Below are 16,615 nucleotides of genomic sequence, written 5' to 3'. Positions count from 1 at the left end.
AAATATTCCAGGTATATCATCAATTTTTTTTCGTTCTTCTATAAGATTAAATTTTATAGAAAATACCTTTCTGAAGCATTTAAATTCTTTAGAAAGGTAATTCTTATTTTTAGTTAGGCTTACTTTGAGGAAGTAGATTGTTTAGAGTCCACGGATTGATTACTGGTAGCAATTACTTTCACCGGTCCCATCAATCCGGAAGGCAATAACTTTGCATCGGCTTGGTAGAAAGGCATAGTTGTAAAAGTAATTTTGTTGGTTACTCCTGGTTGCGCATCTCCAATTAGTCGGTTTACCCACAGGTTGGTTACTTTTATCTCCACGCTATTTTTTCCTTTTTTCAAACCATCAGTTATTTCTAACTTGAATGGCTTTTTCCAGACGGTACCCACATTCTTCCCATTTACAACTACTTCGGCAATGTTTTTTACTTCGCCTAAATCCATTACGTAACGAGCTTTTTTATCTAGTTTCGTCAGGTTAAAGTTGTTGGTATAAGTAGCAGTGCCCGAAAAATACTTAATACCGGCGTCCGGATTCTCCGACCAGCAGCTTAATTGAGGAAAACTGACACTTTGGGGAGCGCCTCTGTCTTCCTGAAAACGAACGTTCCAGGTGCCACCAATCTGCGCAACTTCCGATTCGAAAGTTTTTGGCTTCGTAAAGGAAGTTATTCCTGTATTTTCGCGGAAAACAATAAAATAGGCATCCCAGGATTCAAACTGCAGCGGCACAATGGTACGCCCGTCTTTTATCTGGTAAGAAACTTTTTCCACCTTTCCGGTTTGCGGGTGCCATAATTCCGGCACTTTGCCTGTTACCCGGAAACTAATTTCGGCACTATTCGGGTCCTCGCTGCGGCTATTTAGCCAGTATAAATCGCTATCGCCAGTATTACGGTGCACATACAACACTTCGGCTTTTGCATTATTTACTATTACATCTTCCGGCACGCTTACAGATTTAAGCACATCTACTACGGACTTGTTAGCCGATACATTCGGATTACTCCAGATTTCATTTACTAAAGCAGTAAAAGCGGCCGGATCATCTGCTAGGCTGGGTGATTTTTCGGGTTTAACTCCGGTAACTTTCGCTCCTGCTTTAACTAAAATAGCCAGTTTTTTCAGGACGGGCAAAGTCATTTGCCTGGCACTTTCATCCAGCACCAATACGCTGTAAGCCATTCCGCTGGGAGTTACAATTTTGCCGTTTTTTACGTTTAGTACATTCAACAGAGCAGTAGCATTTACAAAATCGTACTCGTAGCTAGGAAAACCAGGTAATTTATTAGCATAGGCAGAAGTAATATTATAATTCTCTCCGTAATAATACAGCACATCTACCACCGGCTTACCTTGCTGCAACAAATAACAACTCCGGCCCAAGTAATCCGTCCAGGCTTTTGCTTGTTCGGCCCAGGTTTCCTGACGGTTAAAATACTGACCAAATGGTCCTAGAGAAAAGCCCGGTTTTTTATCATCTAAGGGCTGATGCACCGAAGTGTGAATCACAAAACGGTTTAAGCCGGAAGCCATTTCCATATCCGCAGTTCGTTTCAATTTTTCCGGATGAAAAGAAAAAGCATTCCCCACAGAAGTCATGGATTCGGCGGCTACATATTCTTTACCGTAGATATGGGCCACCGATGCAGATTCCCGGATGTCGGCTTTGCTTCTTACTTCTTCCTCGCCCCCACCCGCTAAACTACCAGGCGTCCACATGGCCGACATAGGTATATCGGCGTTGCGTTTCACATCCATGCCATCGGCCAGGTAAATCCGCTTGTTTTCGTGCGATTCGGTGTAGCGTTTCATGCCGCGCTGGTGCAAGGCTTCTCCAATGGCATCATAATGGTTTTCGGTTATTAATTCCCCAATAGTTTTTCTGAAATCCCACAAAAACTTTTCGCTGTCTTCTGTACTTTTCACTATTCGGCCAGTTAAAACAGGAATCCAAGGTTTAAGGTCATAGCCCCGGCGCTTAGCAAATTCTTCCGGTAAGGCTTTCGTCCAGGTCATGTGGCCGGCTTCGTAGCTGTCCAGAACCATAAATTGCAATCCTTTGGCTCCCATCTGGCCGCCGGTGGCATCTTTATACATATCCAGGTAAGTGTTTATGTATTTCGTAACCGCTCCCTTGTCCAGTTTATCTACTTCTAATCCGGTAGCTTCGGGCGAAGCCGGGTGATTCTGACGACCCGTTAAAGAATATCCTAGTCGGATAACAGTCCAAATTCCGGCTGGCGCTTTCCAATCCAAAGAGCCATCCGCTTTCATTTTCGAGGTTAAGTCCAATACATTCTCCGGGGTAATAACATCGGCTTTAGCAGAAGCCACTAAGGTAGTTTCCTTCCAGGGAGTAAAACCGGCTTTGTCCTCAAAAAGATGAATCCGGTCGGTATTGTGCAGCACTATTTCAGCTACATTTACTCCTTCCGTTTTAGGTGGTTCTACTTTACCACCGGCCATGGCAGCAAACATATTTACCTGGGGTGGTAAGGTTTTAAAAGTAAAACGGAAATATTTAGCAGTTATAGACGGAATGCTTAACGTATTTTGCGGAACAATGCTACCAGGGATGGTTGCTACTTCTTGGAAGTTTACGCCATCATTACTTACTTTCAACGCCCGGTTCTCTGGTCCGCCATTAAATTCCTGCAAAGCAGTTTGGCTGGCTCCGGCAATAGTAAAAGCTTTAAAAGTTTGCGGCTTGTCGAAAGCATATTGAATCCACATATCTTGACCTACTTCGGCAGGAGGTAAAAAGCTGGAATTAGTAAGATTTCCATCCGTCAGGTCAGTTAGGTTAAAAGTGCCGCCGCTGGAACTTACTTTTGGCTTAAAATTAACGAATGTTTTATCATTTTCCGGTAATCGATAGGCAATTACCAATGCATCCTGATAATAAGTTGGCAAAGGCTTGGTAGACCCGCCCAACATCGTAGAATTACCCATTTTTACTTGCTGAAAAGGACCGGTAGCAGAGGAAGGTTGGGGTAATTTACCTGAAAAAGGTTTGCCTCCTTGTACCCGGGTTTCCGTCCAGACGTATTTTTTCATGCCATCCTGAGGTTCTACCCAAGGTCCGCCCGTTACGCTCCAACCTGGTGACCCAGCAATAGCCATTTCTAGTTGTAATTTCTGCGCTAAATCAGTGGTATATTTAAAGGCTTCTTTCCATTCGGGCGTCATAAAAACCAGCTTTTTGGGTACCACCAACGGAGTAAATAAACTGGCATCAAAATTCTGGAAACCGCCAATACCGCTGCGGTTCATCCACTCTAAATCTTTTTGTATTCCTTCTTTGGTAATATTACCGTTCATCCAATGCCACCAAACGCGCGGCTTGGCCGCATTGGCTGGACTCATAAACCCAGCATACAATTTATCTTTCTCTGGCTGCGTGGTTTGAGCCAGAGAAGCAGTGAATAAAAACAAAGCCGTAGCGATAGTAAAAATTGCTTTCATTATAGAATAATATGGTTGGAATTATTAAATCAGGTAATCTTTGAAAAAATAAGCACATTAAAAGCAGGTACTGTTTTTACCAAATAATTACAAATAGGTACAAGAATTACGAGCTGCTAATCACTCCTTACTTCTTGCTTTTACCCTTATAACTAATTTGTAAAATTGAACTGACAACCTAAATCAAGTGCCTGAACCGTAGAAATTTTAGCATTTGGTTCTTGCTTGGCTCCTTAATCTTAATTCTAATTTGATGAAGATCAGAAAAGTAAGTATCCTGTACTGTGCTGAAAGACGCCTTAGTAATAAAAGGTGAAATTAAATAAGTTTATCCTAATAGGTGCGTAATTTTTACACATTACAACAGAATAAACTTTTTTATGCTAAATCTTCAATCATTGATTTCTACAGTTGAAAAAAAAATATTTTTATCTGAATGAAGATTTATGGGAATATCGCTAAAGAATTTACTAAAAAGGCTGAATGAATTAATTTGAGACAGGAACTATTAAGCAAAAAATATTAGAATTAATTGAAAATTAAGATCATACCTTTTTAATAAAAATTTTTATTAATTTAATGATAGTTTTTATCTGTATTACGTATAAAACTATATTTTTTGATTAAAGCCTTAATCCGCTATTCGGTGAAAATGGATTGTATAAAGGCTATATTCAGGAAAGAAGTAAGGTAAATAATTGAAATTTAATGGATTCCTTCTATTTTAATCTGCTTCATTTGTTGAGAGCTAAAAGCAAGTAATTATTATAAAAATTGCTAATTACGTAGTGCTTTTACCTCGGGTGTGTCAGGATTATGTAAGGTTTTAAAATTCTTATTTTTTATGAGTTGTTAGTTCTTGTTTTGGTAAGTATTGGCAGCTTTTTTGTGCATTGTTTCAAAAAACTTTTATTTTAGAAATAATTTATTGTAAAATATTAATAATCAAATCAATTAATATTTTTTTACTGCTTACGATTATGCTTAAAATTTACTCTTACCTTTCAGTAGTTGCAAATGCTGGATATCTAAAATGGTTAGTTGTATCTGCTATTTGCTTGTTTCTTAACCTTCCGGTACGTGCTGATGAATTAGTTTACCGCATTAACGCTGGTGGCAGTAGTACCAGTAGTTCTGTAGGCACTTTCGCAGCCGACAAATATTACTCCCCGAGTCCGGGTTATATTACCTCCACCACCAAAGCTATTGCCAATACCAATGATGATGTAATGTACCGAACGCAGCGTGGCTCCAACACTAACAATGGTACTTTCAACTATAACTTGCCGGTGAGCAACGGACAATACCGGGTAAAACTTTTTTTAGCTGAAATATACTGGACCAAGGTAGGGCAACGGGTATTTGACGTAACGGCAGAAAAAACCAAGGTATTAGATAATTATGATGCTGTACGTAGAGTAGGCGCTTTTACTGCTACCAATGAAACTTTTACCATAAATGTTTCTGATGGTACATTAAACCTTTATTTCAGCGCATTGGCGAGCGATGGCGGCGTAAATCGCCCTCAAATTTCAGGACTCGAAATAGTAAAAGTTACCACTACAAGTACGGATTTTACTCGTATTACCTGGGGAACGGCGGCCAGTCAGCCTTATGGTACCCACGAAGTTCACGGCGAAACGGTTAATGGCAAACTGTATATTTTTGGAGGTTACGATGTTACTAAATCTACATTTACTCCTACTAAACGGGCTTTCTGCTATGATCCCAAAACCAATACCTGGAAAGCGATTGCCGATTTACCGCATACACCTAAAGGCACTAATTTTGGTGGTATTACCCACGTTGGTACGGCTACGGATGGTACTAATATCTTTTTTGCGGGTGGTTACCCATCTAATTCAACTGGTACCGGACAAGTTTTTGGCACCAGGCAAGTTTGGCGGTACAATGTAGCTAATAATAATTATACTGCTTTACCCAACTTACCCGCCGAATTAGCGGCCGGGCAATTAAAATACCTGAATGGCAGACTTCATTATTTGGGAGGAGCCAACAAATCCCGGGCCGATGTATCGGTGCATTATACGTTAGATTTGAACAATCTTTCGGCCGGTTGGAAAACACTAGCCTCTTTACCCAATGCTACTAACCATGGGGGTTCCGTTGTATACGGAGGTAAAATTTATTACATCGGGGGAGCCCATGGTCAAAATGATGCAACGGTAGCCCAGAAAACCGTTCAGATCTATAATCCTGCTACCAACTCCTGGACGAAAGGAGCAGATATGCCAACTGGCCGGGATCATATTTCATCGTCGGTGGTAGTTTATAATAACCGGATTTTAGTATTAGGCGGACAGACTTCTTACAATGTAAGCAGCGCTTTAGTGTCGGCTTATAAGCCGGCAACTAATACTTGGCAGGAGTTAACTCCCTTACCGGTTAAAAAGTCTACGGGGGTTGCGGCTGTAATAAATGGCATTATTTACTACACCGGTGGTATTCGATCTAAGATAAACTATAAAGGCGTGCCGGTTCAAACCGCTTCCAGTACCTCCGTTGCCGAAGTATCTGAAATCACTGACCAGAATTTATCCCAGCAAATAGTAGTTTACCCGAATCCCATTAAAACGAACGCTAAATTTTCAGTAGAACTACATCATTTTGCCCAGGAAGAACAGGTTTCCGTTTGGTTAATTGATATGCTAGGCCAAACTCTTCAATCTACCTCGGTTGTTACTAACGCCCAAGGGGACGCTACCGTAGCATTTCCATTACAAGCAACCATAAACCCAGGTATGTATATTATAAAAGCTCAATCTCCGTCTGGTAAAGCGCAAACCAGAATAATGAAAGAATAAACCAGAATCGATTAAAATTACATTTATATAAAAAGGAGGTTCAAAGCATGAGTCTCCTTTTTCTTTTTATATTCTCTCCGGATTTCGTAAAAATAAGCCTTGTACTTCGTATATCTTAAAATATTTCCGGGACAAGTACCTATATTCAATAGCATTAAGTAGTTTTTATAGCAGACTTTGATGTTGTTCTTTAGAGCCTTTCCAAGTCTCCAGGTACTGGTGCTAACTTGTTTGACAAGCCTAAGTTTTGCCTCGTGGCCGGCGGGCCCCATTTGGCTCTTCCGCCCTCGCTAGGCTTCCTTTCCTCGACTGCGTCTGCGGAATGCTTCGCACCGGAAGTCTAGCAGGTGCTCCACAGCCAAACGGGTGACTGTTTCTCTTAGCGCTGGCTTATCTTTTTTTAGTATTATTAGGTTGTTTTAAACTGATTTTATCAGGAATTGCTAAGAGGGGAAGCAGAACCAGGAAGTTTAATTCCGTTAATCTTGAATTTATTATCAATCATAAAAACTATTTTCCTTCTCCTTAATGATACAAGTTAATTATACAAGAGGTGGAAGAAAAGCAGTAGCTAAGAGCAAAGACACCAGTTTGGCTATGGAGGGCCTTTTAGCGTTCCGGTGCTGCAGAGCAGCATGGCGCAACGGAGTGAGCCAAGGTTCGCTAAACTGCCCGAGAGAGCCAAACGAGGCCCGCCGGCCAGGAGGCAAACTTGAAATATCAAACAAGTTAGCACCAGTACATGGAGCCTTGAAAAGGCTCCACAGAAAACGCTTACCAGCAAGCAAAATCTATATAGCTATTTGATAAGATTTGATATTATAAGTTTTACTTTTAAGTAAACAATTTCTAACATTAGGCAAAGTTGTATTCTAAAATCAAAGGCATATTACCTGCTTCGTTAAGCAAAACTTTTTACATTTCTGTTTTTAATTAGGCATTACCAAAAGAATAAATTTCCATGAAGAAAAATAATTATGGTACCCGTACGGGAAGAAGAAAATTTTTAACTTTCGTCTCTAAATTAGCAGGTACCTCTCTGGTATTGGCCTTGCCGGGCGTAAGTCTGGCCGAAAAGGGGAATCCAACACAAACAGCATCTTCGGTAAAACAAATTATTGATATAATTTTAAAAGAGATGCCCAATGCTCCTCTGGCTACAACCGTAGACCAATTAAGATCGGGCAGTATGGATCAGGAAGTTACCGGAATTGTGACCACCATGTTCCCGACTTTGGAAGTTATTCAGAAAACGATTAAAGCAGGGGCTAATTTTATTATAGCGCACGAAACTCCTTTTTACAATAACCAGGACGAAGTGGATTGGCTACAACAAGACGATGCTTATAAATACAAAGTAGATTTACTAAATAAACACAAAATTGCTATTTGGCGCTTCCATGATTACTGGCACGGGCATAAACCCGATGGCATTATTATGGGCAACTTAATTAAGTTGGGTTGGGAAAAATACTATGATGCAAACAATCCCAGAATACTAACTTTACCTAAACCCATGACCATTAAAAACATTGCGGCCTTAGTCAAAAATAAATTAGGCATATCTTCTGTTCGGGTGGTAGGTAATTTAACCCAGAATTGCAGTACTATTTACCTGGCATTTGGGTATATGGATAGCAAAAGACAAATAGCAGCCATTCAGGAATACAAGCCTGATTTAATTTTAAGCGGTGAAACCCGAGAATGGGAAACGGTAGAACGAGTAAGAGATGGTTTACTGATGGGGCAGAAAACATCGTTACTGGTGCTGAGCCACGCCGTTAGCGAAGAAGCCGGAATGGAGTACGCGGCAAAGTGGTTGCAGCCTAAAATTGCGGGCATCAAAATTACGCATATTGCTTCTAAGAGCCCTTTTGTATTTTTATAAGTCTAGGTAATTCATTTTCCCCCAAGTCAAAAAACTTCCTAATGGGATAAGAAATACTTTAGCTTATCCTGATTCTTACTTTCCTATTATCTGGTTTTAAAAGCAAATTTAGTTTTGCATTAAAAAAAGTTTGAAAATCGTAAATAATGATTTAAAATTTGTTTTTAAACAATTTTAAATAAACTTCATTTGCAGATGGGAAAGCTTATTTAGCTTAATCGATTAAATTAGTAAATTTTTCATTTATAAGAAGGCAATCAATGCGTAAGGGTAAAACTTTTTTTTTAACAAAGCGGGAGCACGGAAATAATTTTTAAGGACTTTCCTAAATAAAATTGAATTCATTCTTCCGAAGTAAAAAAGGATTGTAACGTCACTAATGTAAGCTTGCCATTAAGAAGTCTTTTTCTATTCATGCACAAACATTACTTGGTTTATCTTTTTTTGTTTTTATTGGTGGGGTTTCGGGCAAATAGCCAGCGGTTAACGTTACCGGAGGCAATCCAAACCGCCGTAACTCATTACGGTACCATTCAGGCTAAAACCAATTACTTAAAAGCTTCTCAGGCTTCGGTTAAAGTTAGTTCATTCGATTATTTACCCAATGTAAGCTTAGCCGCGCAGCAGGCTTACGGTACGGTAAATGGTCAGTTTGGGCCTTTAATAGCTAGTGGCGGCTTAAATGCTGCTTCTGGCGGTCCTCCTTTTCCAAGCCAAAACTGGAATGCTGCTTTTGGCGCTTTATATCTGGCCAACGTAAACTGGGATTTTTTTACTTTTGGTCGGGTACACGAAAGAATTCGAGTAGCGCAGGAGCAAGTACAGCGCGAATCGAATGATCTGCAACAGGAGATTTTTCAGCACCAGGTACGGGTAGCCGGCGCTTATTTAAATTTATTGGCTGCTCAACGGTTAATGTTATCGCAACAAAAAAACCTGGTACGAGCCACTGCCCTGAAAAACGTAGTGGTGGTACGGGCCAAAAACGGCTTAAATCCCGGAGTAGATTCTTCGTTGGCGAATGCGGAAGTGTCCAGCGCTAAAATAGCCCTCACCAATGCTCTTGATTACGAGCAGGAACAAGCCAACCAACTAGGCCGCTTAATGGGCCTGCCTCAGCAAAGTTTTTTACTCGATACGCTTTTTGTTAACCAGATTCCGGCTTCCTTAAACGCTTCTGCTCCGGCTATTGAAGAACATCCCATTTTAAAGTTTTACCAGAGCCGGATCCGGGTAAGTCAGGAGCAGGAAAAATATTTAGATCGGTTTAAATATCCGGTTTTTTCTGTTAGCGGGGTAATGCAGAGCAGGGCGTCGGGTTTTGAAACTACGTATAATGAGCTTCATCCGGACGCTTACACTCCAAATTATTGGAATGGTATCCGGCCAACCCGCAGTAATTACCTGATCGGTGTAGGAGTAACCTGGAATATAATCAGCCCTTTACGGGTGCGGCAACAAGTTACTGCCCAAGCCTGGACATCGCGCGCGTTGCAAAACGAATTAGAGGTGGTTAACCAACAAATTCAGGCGCAGCAAGCACTGGCCGAACAAAAAATAGTAAATGCCCTTAATAATACCCGCGAAGCGCCGGTGCAATTAAAAGCCGCCCAAGATGCCTATCTGCAAAAATCGGTATTGTACAAAAATGGTCTTACTACTATTGTTGATATTACCCAAGCATTGTACACACTTAACCGGGCAGAAACTGACCGGGATATTTCTAATAACAATGTATGGCAGGCCTTATTGTTAAAAGCAGCGGCCAACGGGGATATAAACTTGTTTTTAAATCAATTTTAGTAAATTTTAAATAAGAAGTAAGTGGTTGATTAGTGATTCTTACCGGCTTAGTAACAAATTTTTCTCATGAATTTAATCAGAAGCGCCCTTCGAAATCCTATATCTATTTTAGTAATTGTAATAGGCTTATCCTTTTTTGGAATTAACGCCGTTCGTAAAATCAAGGTAGATATTTTCCCGGATTTGAATTTGCCGGTTATTTATATATCCCATCCTTACGGAGGTTACACGCCTACCCAGATGGAAGCTTTTTTTGGTAAGCAATACGTTAATTTGTTGTTGTATGTATCGGGAGTTAAAAATATTGAAACCCGGAATATTCAGGGATTAACCTTAATTAAACTTACTTTTTACCAGGGCACGAATATGGCGCAGGCCGCCGCCGAGGTAACAGCTTTTACAAACCGGGCGCAAGCTATTTTCCCACCTGGCTCGCAACCGCCCTTTATTTTACGCTTTGATGCTTCAACTTTACCCATTGGTCAATTAGTGTTGAGCAGCCCCACCCGGTCCAATAACGAATTAATGGACATGGCAAACGTGTATATTCGTTCTTCTTTTACCTCCATACCGGGTTTAGTGGCACCAGCGCCTTTTGGCGGTAACGTACGTACCGTAGTCATTAAAGTAGATCCGGAACTGTTAAGAGCCCATCAGCTTACCCCCGATCAGGTTGTAGAGGCCTTGCGCATAAATAACCAAACCACCCCCGCCGGAAACGTACGAATCGGCGATTATAATTATTATACTCCGGCCAATACCATTATCAAGAACATAAAAGACTTTGGCGCTATTCCGCTTTTCCGGGGGAGTGTGCAAAACGTGTATTTGCGCGATGTGGCTACCGTAGAAGATGCGGCAGATATCACCAGTGGTTACGCCCTTGTAAATGGGAAACGCTCTATCTACCTGCCCATTACTAAATCAGCGGATGCATCAACTTGGGAAGTAGTCCAAAACTTAAAAAAGGCGATACCACGTTTTCAAAGTTTGTTGCCCGAAGATGTAAAATTATCCTATGAATTTGACCAATCGGTTTATGTTATAAACGCGGTTAAAAGTTTAATTACCGAAGGTGCTATTGGAGCGGTATTAACGGGTTTAATGGTATTGTTGTTTTTAGGCGACCGACGCGGGGCTTTGATTGTGGTATTAACCATTCCTGCCTCTATTATTTCGGGGGTTTTATTTTTGCATTTGTTTGGTCAAACGATCAACATTATGACGTTGAGCGGCCTGGCCCTGGCAATTGGAATTTTGGTAGATGAATCCACGGTTACCATTGAAAATATTCACCAGCACTTAGACATGGGTAAACCCAAAGCATTGGCCATTTGGGATGCCTGTAAAGAAATTGCGTTTCCTAAACTGCTTATTTTACTTTGCATTTTGGCGGTATTTGCCCCGGCTTTTACTATGACCGGTATACCCGGCGCTTTATTTTTGCCGTTGGCGATGGCCATTGCTTTTTCCATGATTACGTCTTATTTTCTGGCGCAAACCTTTGTGCCGATTATGGCTAATTGGTTAATGAAAGGACCTCACCATACCTCCGCCAATGACGGGCATGTATTAACCGATGAAGAAGAATTTTTAGCCTTGGGTTATACGGCAGCAGATGAACACGATACCTGGGGCCAGAAACAAAAATTACTGGAAAAACAACGAACTAATAAAAGTGTAAAACTAAGCCGCTTCGACAAATTCCGGAACCGTTTCCTGCGCTTTATAGATCGACTTTTTCCGCACCGGAAATTGGTTGTGCTGCTGTACGGTGTTTTAACTTGCGGAATTGTTGTTTTACTATTCGGAACTATTGGGCGCGATGTTTTGCCTAAAGTAAACGGCGGTCAGTTTCAGGTACGTTTGCGGGCAGCAGATGGTACCCGCTTTGAAAGAACCGAAGACAAGACTGTGCAAGCTTTACGCATTTTGGAGGAACTGGTAGGAAAGCATAACATAGCCGTAACTTCGGCGTTTGTGGGGCAGCATCCGGGTCAATTTTCTACCAGCCCCATTTACTTATTTATGAGTGGCCCGCAGGAAGCCGTGTTGCAGGTAGCTCTAAAAGAAGACTATAAAGAAGATTTAGATGCATTAAAAGAACGTTTCCGCAAAAAGGTAAAGGCAACAATGCCTGAAATCAGGGTTTCCTTTGAACCCATTGAGTTAACCGACAAAATCCTGAGCCAGGGCTCCCCTACCCCGATTGAAGTACGAATTACCGGCAAAGACAAAAAGCTTAATGAAGAGTACGCCCGTAAAGTAATTAATAAATTAAACCAGATTGCCTACTTGCGGGATGTTCAGTTAGCCCAGCCAACCAAATATCCAACCTTAAACATTTCTATTGACCGGACCCGGGCCGCTCAATTAGGAATTACCGTATCGGATATTTCCCGCTCGTTAATTGCTTCTACTTCGTCGTCTAGGTTTACCGAGAAAAACGTATGGATCGATCCTAAAAGTAACCAAAGCTACAGCGTGCAGGTGCAGATACCCGAAAATCAAATGAGCAGCGTGAATGACATTAAAGAAATTCCGGTACTGAGCAATCAACCACGGCCATTATTAGGAGATGTAGCCGATATACAGCCGGGTACTACGTACGGCGAAAACGACAATTTAGGCGCTATTCCCTTTTTGTCTGTTACGGCCAACTTAAACGAAAAAGACCTGGGGACGGCCACCACCGATGTAGCCACGGCTCTCCAATCCATCGGGGAACTGCCCCGGGGACTGACTATTCAAACTAAAGGGTTAAGTGAAGTTTTATCCGATACTTTAGACAGTCTGCAAACCGGATTGCTGACGGCTATAGTGGTAATTTTCTTAATGCTGGCAGCTAATTTTCAATCCTTCAAAGTTTCCTTTGTTGTTTTATCCACCATTCCGGCTGTATTGTTGGGAGCCTTAATTCTTTTAATTCTTACCGGTTCTACCCTTAATCTGCAGTCGTACATGGGTATTATTATGTCGGTGGGGGTTTCTATTGCCAACTCGGTTTTATTAATTACCAACGCCGAACAGTTGCGGCGGCATAACGGCAATGCCTTATACAGCGCCAGAGAATCGGCCGCTCTGCGGTTACGCCCTATTTTAATGACCAGTGTGGCCATGGTGGTAGGAATGATACCGATGGCATCTGGTTTGGGGGAAGGCGGCGACCAGGTTGCTCCTTTAGGCCGAGCCGTGATTGGAGGATTAATTGCCTCAACTTTTGCTGCTTTAATTATTTTGCCGCTCGTATTTTCCTGGGTACAAGGCAAAGCTTCTACTGCCTCCGTATCGCTTGATCCGGAAGATGAAGAAAGTATACATTACATTCCTGAATTAAAAACATTGCCTGTTATTGAGCGGGTTTGATTTGTTAGCTTAGAAAGAAAATAATTTATCTTGTACAGAAATAAACCATGAATTGGTATTCTAATCATTTATCCCGTTTAAGTTTTGTTGTAGTTCAGAGTTTTTTAGTAACTGGTTTGCTGGCCGGTTGCCAAAAAAAAGAAACCACTTCGGAAAATAATACCGATACCCAAACAAATATTACTAAAACTCCGGTAACGGAAGTTTTCTCCCTGCAAAGGGGCCGCTTGTCTTCGTCTTTGCAAATTCCGGGTGAGCTGATAGCCTACCAACAGGTAGACTTGTACGCCAAGGAAAGCAGTTTTGTCAAAAAGCTTTTTGTGGATGTGGGTTCGGAAGTAAAGACAGGCCAACTCCTGGTTACCATGGAAGCGCCCGAACTAGGTTCTCAATTAGCCGGAGCGCAATCGAATATTAAGTCACGGGAAGCGATTTACCTGGCCAGCAAAGCTAATTACGACCGTTTACACGTTACCAGTCAAACCCCCGGTACTATTTCACCGAACGATCTGGAACAGGCTGCCGCTCGCAAAAACTCGGATTTAGCTCAATTAGAAGCAGCCAGAGCGGCTTACAAGCAAATTGCGCAAACCCAGAACTATTTACAAATACGGGCACCCTTTAGCGGGGTAATTACCACCCGGAACGTAAATCCGGGTGCGTATGTGGGACCTTCGGATAAAGGATCGGAAGTACCCTTATTCACGTTGCAGGAACAGCAAAAACTACGTTTAGTAATTTCGGTGCCGGAGTCGTACACCGGTTATCTGAAGCAAAATAATGAAGTAAGCTTTACCGTAAAATCACAACCAAATCAGGAGTTTAAAGCAAAAATCAAGCGGATGGCCGGGGCTATTGATAGTCGGTTTCGTTCGGAACGGATTGAAATGGATGTGATTAACCGGGATAAAAAATTATTACCGGGCATGGTGGCCGAAGTGAACCTGCCTTTACCGGCGCAAGACAGTACGTTTATGGTGCCTAAATCGGCGGTGGTTAACTCTACCGAAAGCATTTTTGTAATACGCGTAGCAAATAATAAAGCCGAACGGGTAGATGTAAGAACCGGCAGAGAAAATGAAGGTACCGTAGAAATTTATGGCGATTTAAAACCCGGCGATCAATTACTAAAAATGGCATCGGATGAAATAAGAAATGGCAGTGCCCTGCAAAATATAAAAACAGCCTCGCTTTAAATACCAGTTAATAGCTAAAGAAATTTAGATTTCAAGTAATTGATCATAAATACTACTATGCGCGCCCAAGATACCCAAGCATTTAAATGGAGGCCTACACCCGTGTATTTTGTTATTAGTGAAAAATTTAACTCCAACCATACTAAAGAATCTCAGGTTTAAAACTGGTAGATGTTAGCCTTTTGCATAAGTAAGTAGTCGCTTATTAATCTACTATTTCGTCCATCTCAACCTCCGAAATAATCAGTCTATTTAAGATTCCTATTTAAGCTTGAGTCCTTTAAGCCACAAATTTAGTAAATACCAGGTCCTGCTGGGTGGTATAAAAGAGGTAGCTAATTCCTTAAATCCAGACTATTAAAAGTCGTTTAAAAATCGTATATTTATTTGGAAGACGATCCTTCAATTAAAACATACAGTACCATGAACGCAGCTCAAGATCTCCATTCTTCTCCCCATTTAAACAGCGCGAGTAATCCTTTATGGATGGATGGCTTACGCATTGTACTCGGGCTATTTTTATTTGCAAAAGGCCTGATGTTTTTAGAACATAATAGCGATGTGTTCTATGTATTCAGCAATAGTCAGAATTTAGTGTCAATGGAAAAAGCCACGCTGTTTACTAGCGTAGTTCATATTATCGGCGGTTTGATGATTGCGGTTGGGTGTTTAACCCGTTTCTCGCTGCTTTGTCAGTTCCCCATTCTGCTGGGTGCCATGCTGATTGTGAATCCCCAACGGGGTGTTCATTTAGGTAACACCGAACTTTGGCTCTCTATTCTGGTGACGGGATTATTGTTATTTTTTATGATTGTAGGACCTGGCCGTTATTCCGTGGATAATAAGATTCTACGTCCAAGGCAGCCTGAATTGGAAGAATAAAACATAAGATTTAAATTTATAGGAGTTAATATAAGAGCTGGACTTTCCTAAAATGCAGTGAAAGTGCTGGCTTAAACTTAACGCTTATAGAATAGCCGAAAATAGCAAACCTAATTTCAGAGTTTTAGACTATAGATTTTTCGCAGAGATCAAGCTGCTGATAAAGTTATACATGTACCTCAGCAATATTTTACTGCGCTGATGCCGGAACCGTTTCATCTTTATTTCTATATTTCATTTTAAAATAAAGCATCATTCCGTGAAAAGATAAGGCAATAGCGTTAGTAATAATAATAGGTAAATCCGACTTAATAATACCATAGGTGAGCCACAAACTCATGCCTACTACGTAAAGCAGGAACATTTTCGTAGAAACATCTCCCACCTCTTTTGTTTTCCAGGTTTTAACTAATTGGGGTACGGCTGCCAGCGAGGTACAAGCTCCCGCAACTAATCCTAATATTTGAATCATATCCATAAACCCGCATACGCGAAAAAGTGCGAGAGTTTTAGGTGTAAACTACTCATTTTAACTGTTTAATATACCTAATTGTTCTTCCTAACCTCTTCCTGTTAATAGTATATAAAAGCTCACATTGATTAATTTTGCCTTTTTCCTTAATTTATTCAGTCAAATCCAAAAATTCAGGAAAATTGACATTTTGGTATTGCAGGAAACAGGAAATTACTAGCGGTACCATTTTTAAATTAAATTCGTATTTAAACCAGAATAAGAGTTAAGCTGATGAGAATTAATTTAATAAAGCAAATTCTACTTTCCGGTTGCTTTTTAATGGCAATAGGCATTTTTGGCTGCAAAACCAGTGCTGGAACAAATAGCGCTGCCAGTGCTACCAATAACAGAAATTTGCCCCCTGTAAATGTTGATATAAGAGGAAGCATAATCATGAGCCGGTATAACCAAGGACAAGTTATGTTGGAAATTGAAAGTTTTGCTGCCAATAAAGGAACGCGCTATAACCGGGCTTATGTACTTGTTTTACCAACCACCCAAATAATTGGCCCGGATGGAGGTTCTATTAGTTTAAGTGAATTGCGCCAGGGACAAAATGTAGCCGGCTTTTTAAGAGGTGGAGGAAAAGGGAATTTAGTTGGAATTGGGGTCGCCCGCAAGTTGTGGATAGAGGAAGGGCCATAACCTAATAGAGTTCTTTGAAGATTCTT

The 16,615-nt window shown here is 41.0% G+C and carries 10 protein-coding genes; 7 read left to right on the top strand and 3 right to left on the bottom strand.

Translation table 11 applies throughout. The features are described from left to right. Positions 1–119: 119 nt before the first annotated feature. Entirely contained in the window at positions 120–3,470 is a 3,351-nt protein-coding gene (locus HUW48_RS10100; RefSeq protein ID WP_182415550.1) for a glycosyl hydrolase, read from the bottom strand. Positions 3,471–4,450: 980 nt separating this feature from the next. On the opposite strand from HUW48_RS10100, the gene HUW48_RS10095 reads away from it, so the two are divergent. Continuing rightward, positions 4,451–6,295 carry a malectin domain-containing carbohydrate-binding protein gene (locus tag HUW48_RS10095; protein WP_182415549.1) on the top strand — a complete coding sequence of 615 codons (1,845 nt, stop codon included), beginning with the start codon at positions 4,451–4,453 and terminating at the stop codon, positions 6,293–6,295. A 595-nt stretch (positions 6,296–6,890) separates the two neighbouring features. Here the strand turns inward: HUW48_RS10095 and HUW48_RS27265 are convergent. Then, positions 6,891–7,019, bottom strand: a complete 129-nt coding sequence (locus tag HUW48_RS27265) for a hypothetical protein (protein ID WP_262891506.1) — start codon at positions 7,017–7,019, stop codon at positions 6,891–6,893. A gap of 237 nt (positions 7,020–7,256) precedes the next feature. Between HUW48_RS27265 and HUW48_RS10090 the strand changes: the two genes are divergently transcribed. From HUW48_RS10090 to HUW48_RS10070, 5 genes are all read left to right on the top strand, one after another. Continuing rightward, the gene (locus HUW48_RS10090; RefSeq protein WP_182415548.1) at positions 7,257–8,183 is read left to right on the top strand and encodes a Nif3-like dinuclear metal center hexameric protein; all 927 of its coding nucleotides are present in this window, start codon (positions 7,257–7,259) and stop codon (positions 8,181–8,183) included. A 414-nt stretch (positions 8,184–8,597) separates the two neighbouring features. Continuing rightward, positions 8,598–9,986 carry a TolC family protein gene (locus HUW48_RS10085; protein WP_182415547.1) on the top strand — a complete coding sequence of 463 codons (1,389 nt, stop codon included), beginning with the start codon at positions 8,598–8,600 and terminating at the stop codon, positions 9,984–9,986. A 66-nt stretch (positions 9,987–10,052) separates the two neighbouring features. Next, positions 10,053–13,352: an efflux RND transporter permease subunit gene (locus HUW48_RS10080; RefSeq protein ID WP_182415546.1), complete on the top strand. Its 3,300-nt coding sequence runs from the start codon at positions 10,053–10,055 to the stop codon at positions 13,350–13,352. Between the two features lie 47 nt (positions 13,353–13,399). Further along, positions 13,400–14,548 (top strand): efflux RND transporter periplasmic adaptor subunit, encoded by a 1,149-nt coding sequence (locus tag HUW48_RS10075; RefSeq protein WP_182415545.1) that lies wholly within the window; start codon positions 13,400–13,402, stop codon positions 14,546–14,548. Positions 14,549–14,971: 423 nt separating this feature from the next. Continuing rightward, positions 14,972–15,430: a DoxX family protein gene (locus HUW48_RS10070; protein WP_182415544.1), complete on the top strand. Its 459-nt coding sequence runs from the start codon at positions 14,972–14,974 to the stop codon at positions 15,428–15,430. Between the two features lie 190 nt (positions 15,431–15,620). Here HUW48_RS10070 and HUW48_RS10065 read toward each other — a convergent pair whose 3' ends face one another. After that, complete coding sequence (locus HUW48_RS10065; protein WP_220464011.1) at positions 15,621–15,902, bottom strand: SemiSWEET transporter; 282 nt, start codon at positions 15,900–15,902, stop codon at positions 15,621–15,623. A gap of 273 nt (positions 15,903–16,175) precedes the next feature. On the opposite strand from HUW48_RS10065, the gene HUW48_RS10060 reads away from it, so the two are divergent. Next, complete coding sequence (locus HUW48_RS10060; protein WP_182415542.1) at positions 16,176–16,589, top strand: hypothetical protein; 414 nt, start codon at positions 16,176–16,178, stop codon at positions 16,587–16,589. The last annotated feature ends 26 nt before the right edge of the window (positions 16,590–16,615 follow it).

Origin of the sequence: Adhaeribacter radiodurans (assembly GCF_014075995.1) — a bacterium.
GTDB lineage: Bacteria > Bacteroidota > Bacteroidia > Cytophagales > Hymenobacteraceae > Adhaeribacter > Adhaeribacter radiodurans.
This window is presented reverse-complemented; position numbering and strand designations above follow the sequence as displayed.

What these genes read in the sequence shown, in the direction of transcription:
- HUW48_RS10100 (WP_182415550.1), bottom strand. Translation starts at nt 3,470, where the DNA reads ATGAAAGCAATTTTTACTATCGCTACGGCTTTGTTTTTATTCACTGCT.
- HUW48_RS10095 (WP_182415549.1), top strand. Translation starts at nt 4,451, where the DNA reads ATGCTTAAAATTTACTCTTACCTTTCAGTAGTTGCAAATGCTGGATAT.
- HUW48_RS10090 (WP_182415548.1), top strand. Translation starts at nt 7,257, where the DNA reads ATGAAGAAAAATAATTATGGTACCCGTACGGGAAGAAGAAAATTTTTA.
- HUW48_RS10085 (WP_182415547.1), top strand. Translation starts at nt 8,598, where the DNA reads ATGCACAAACATTACTTGGTTTATCTTTTTTTGTTTTTATTGGTGGGG.
- HUW48_RS10080 (WP_182415546.1), top strand. Translation starts at nt 10,053, where the DNA reads ATGAATTTAATCAGAAGCGCCCTTCGAAATCCTATATCTATTTTAGTA.
- HUW48_RS10075 (WP_182415545.1), top strand. Translation starts at nt 13,400, where the DNA reads ATGAATTGGTATTCTAATCATTTATCCCGTTTAAGTTTTGTTGTAGTT.
- HUW48_RS10070 (WP_182415544.1), top strand. Translation starts at nt 14,972, where the DNA reads ATGAACGCAGCTCAAGATCTCCATTCTTCTCCCCATTTAAACAGCGCG.
- HUW48_RS10065 (WP_220464011.1), bottom strand. Translation starts at nt 15,902, where the DNA reads ATGATTCAAATATTAGGATTAGTTGCGGGAGCTTGTACCTCGCTGGCA.
- HUW48_RS10060 (WP_182415542.1), top strand. Translation starts at nt 16,176, where the DNA reads ATGAGAATTAATTTAATAAAGCAAATTCTACTTTCCGGTTGCTTTTTA.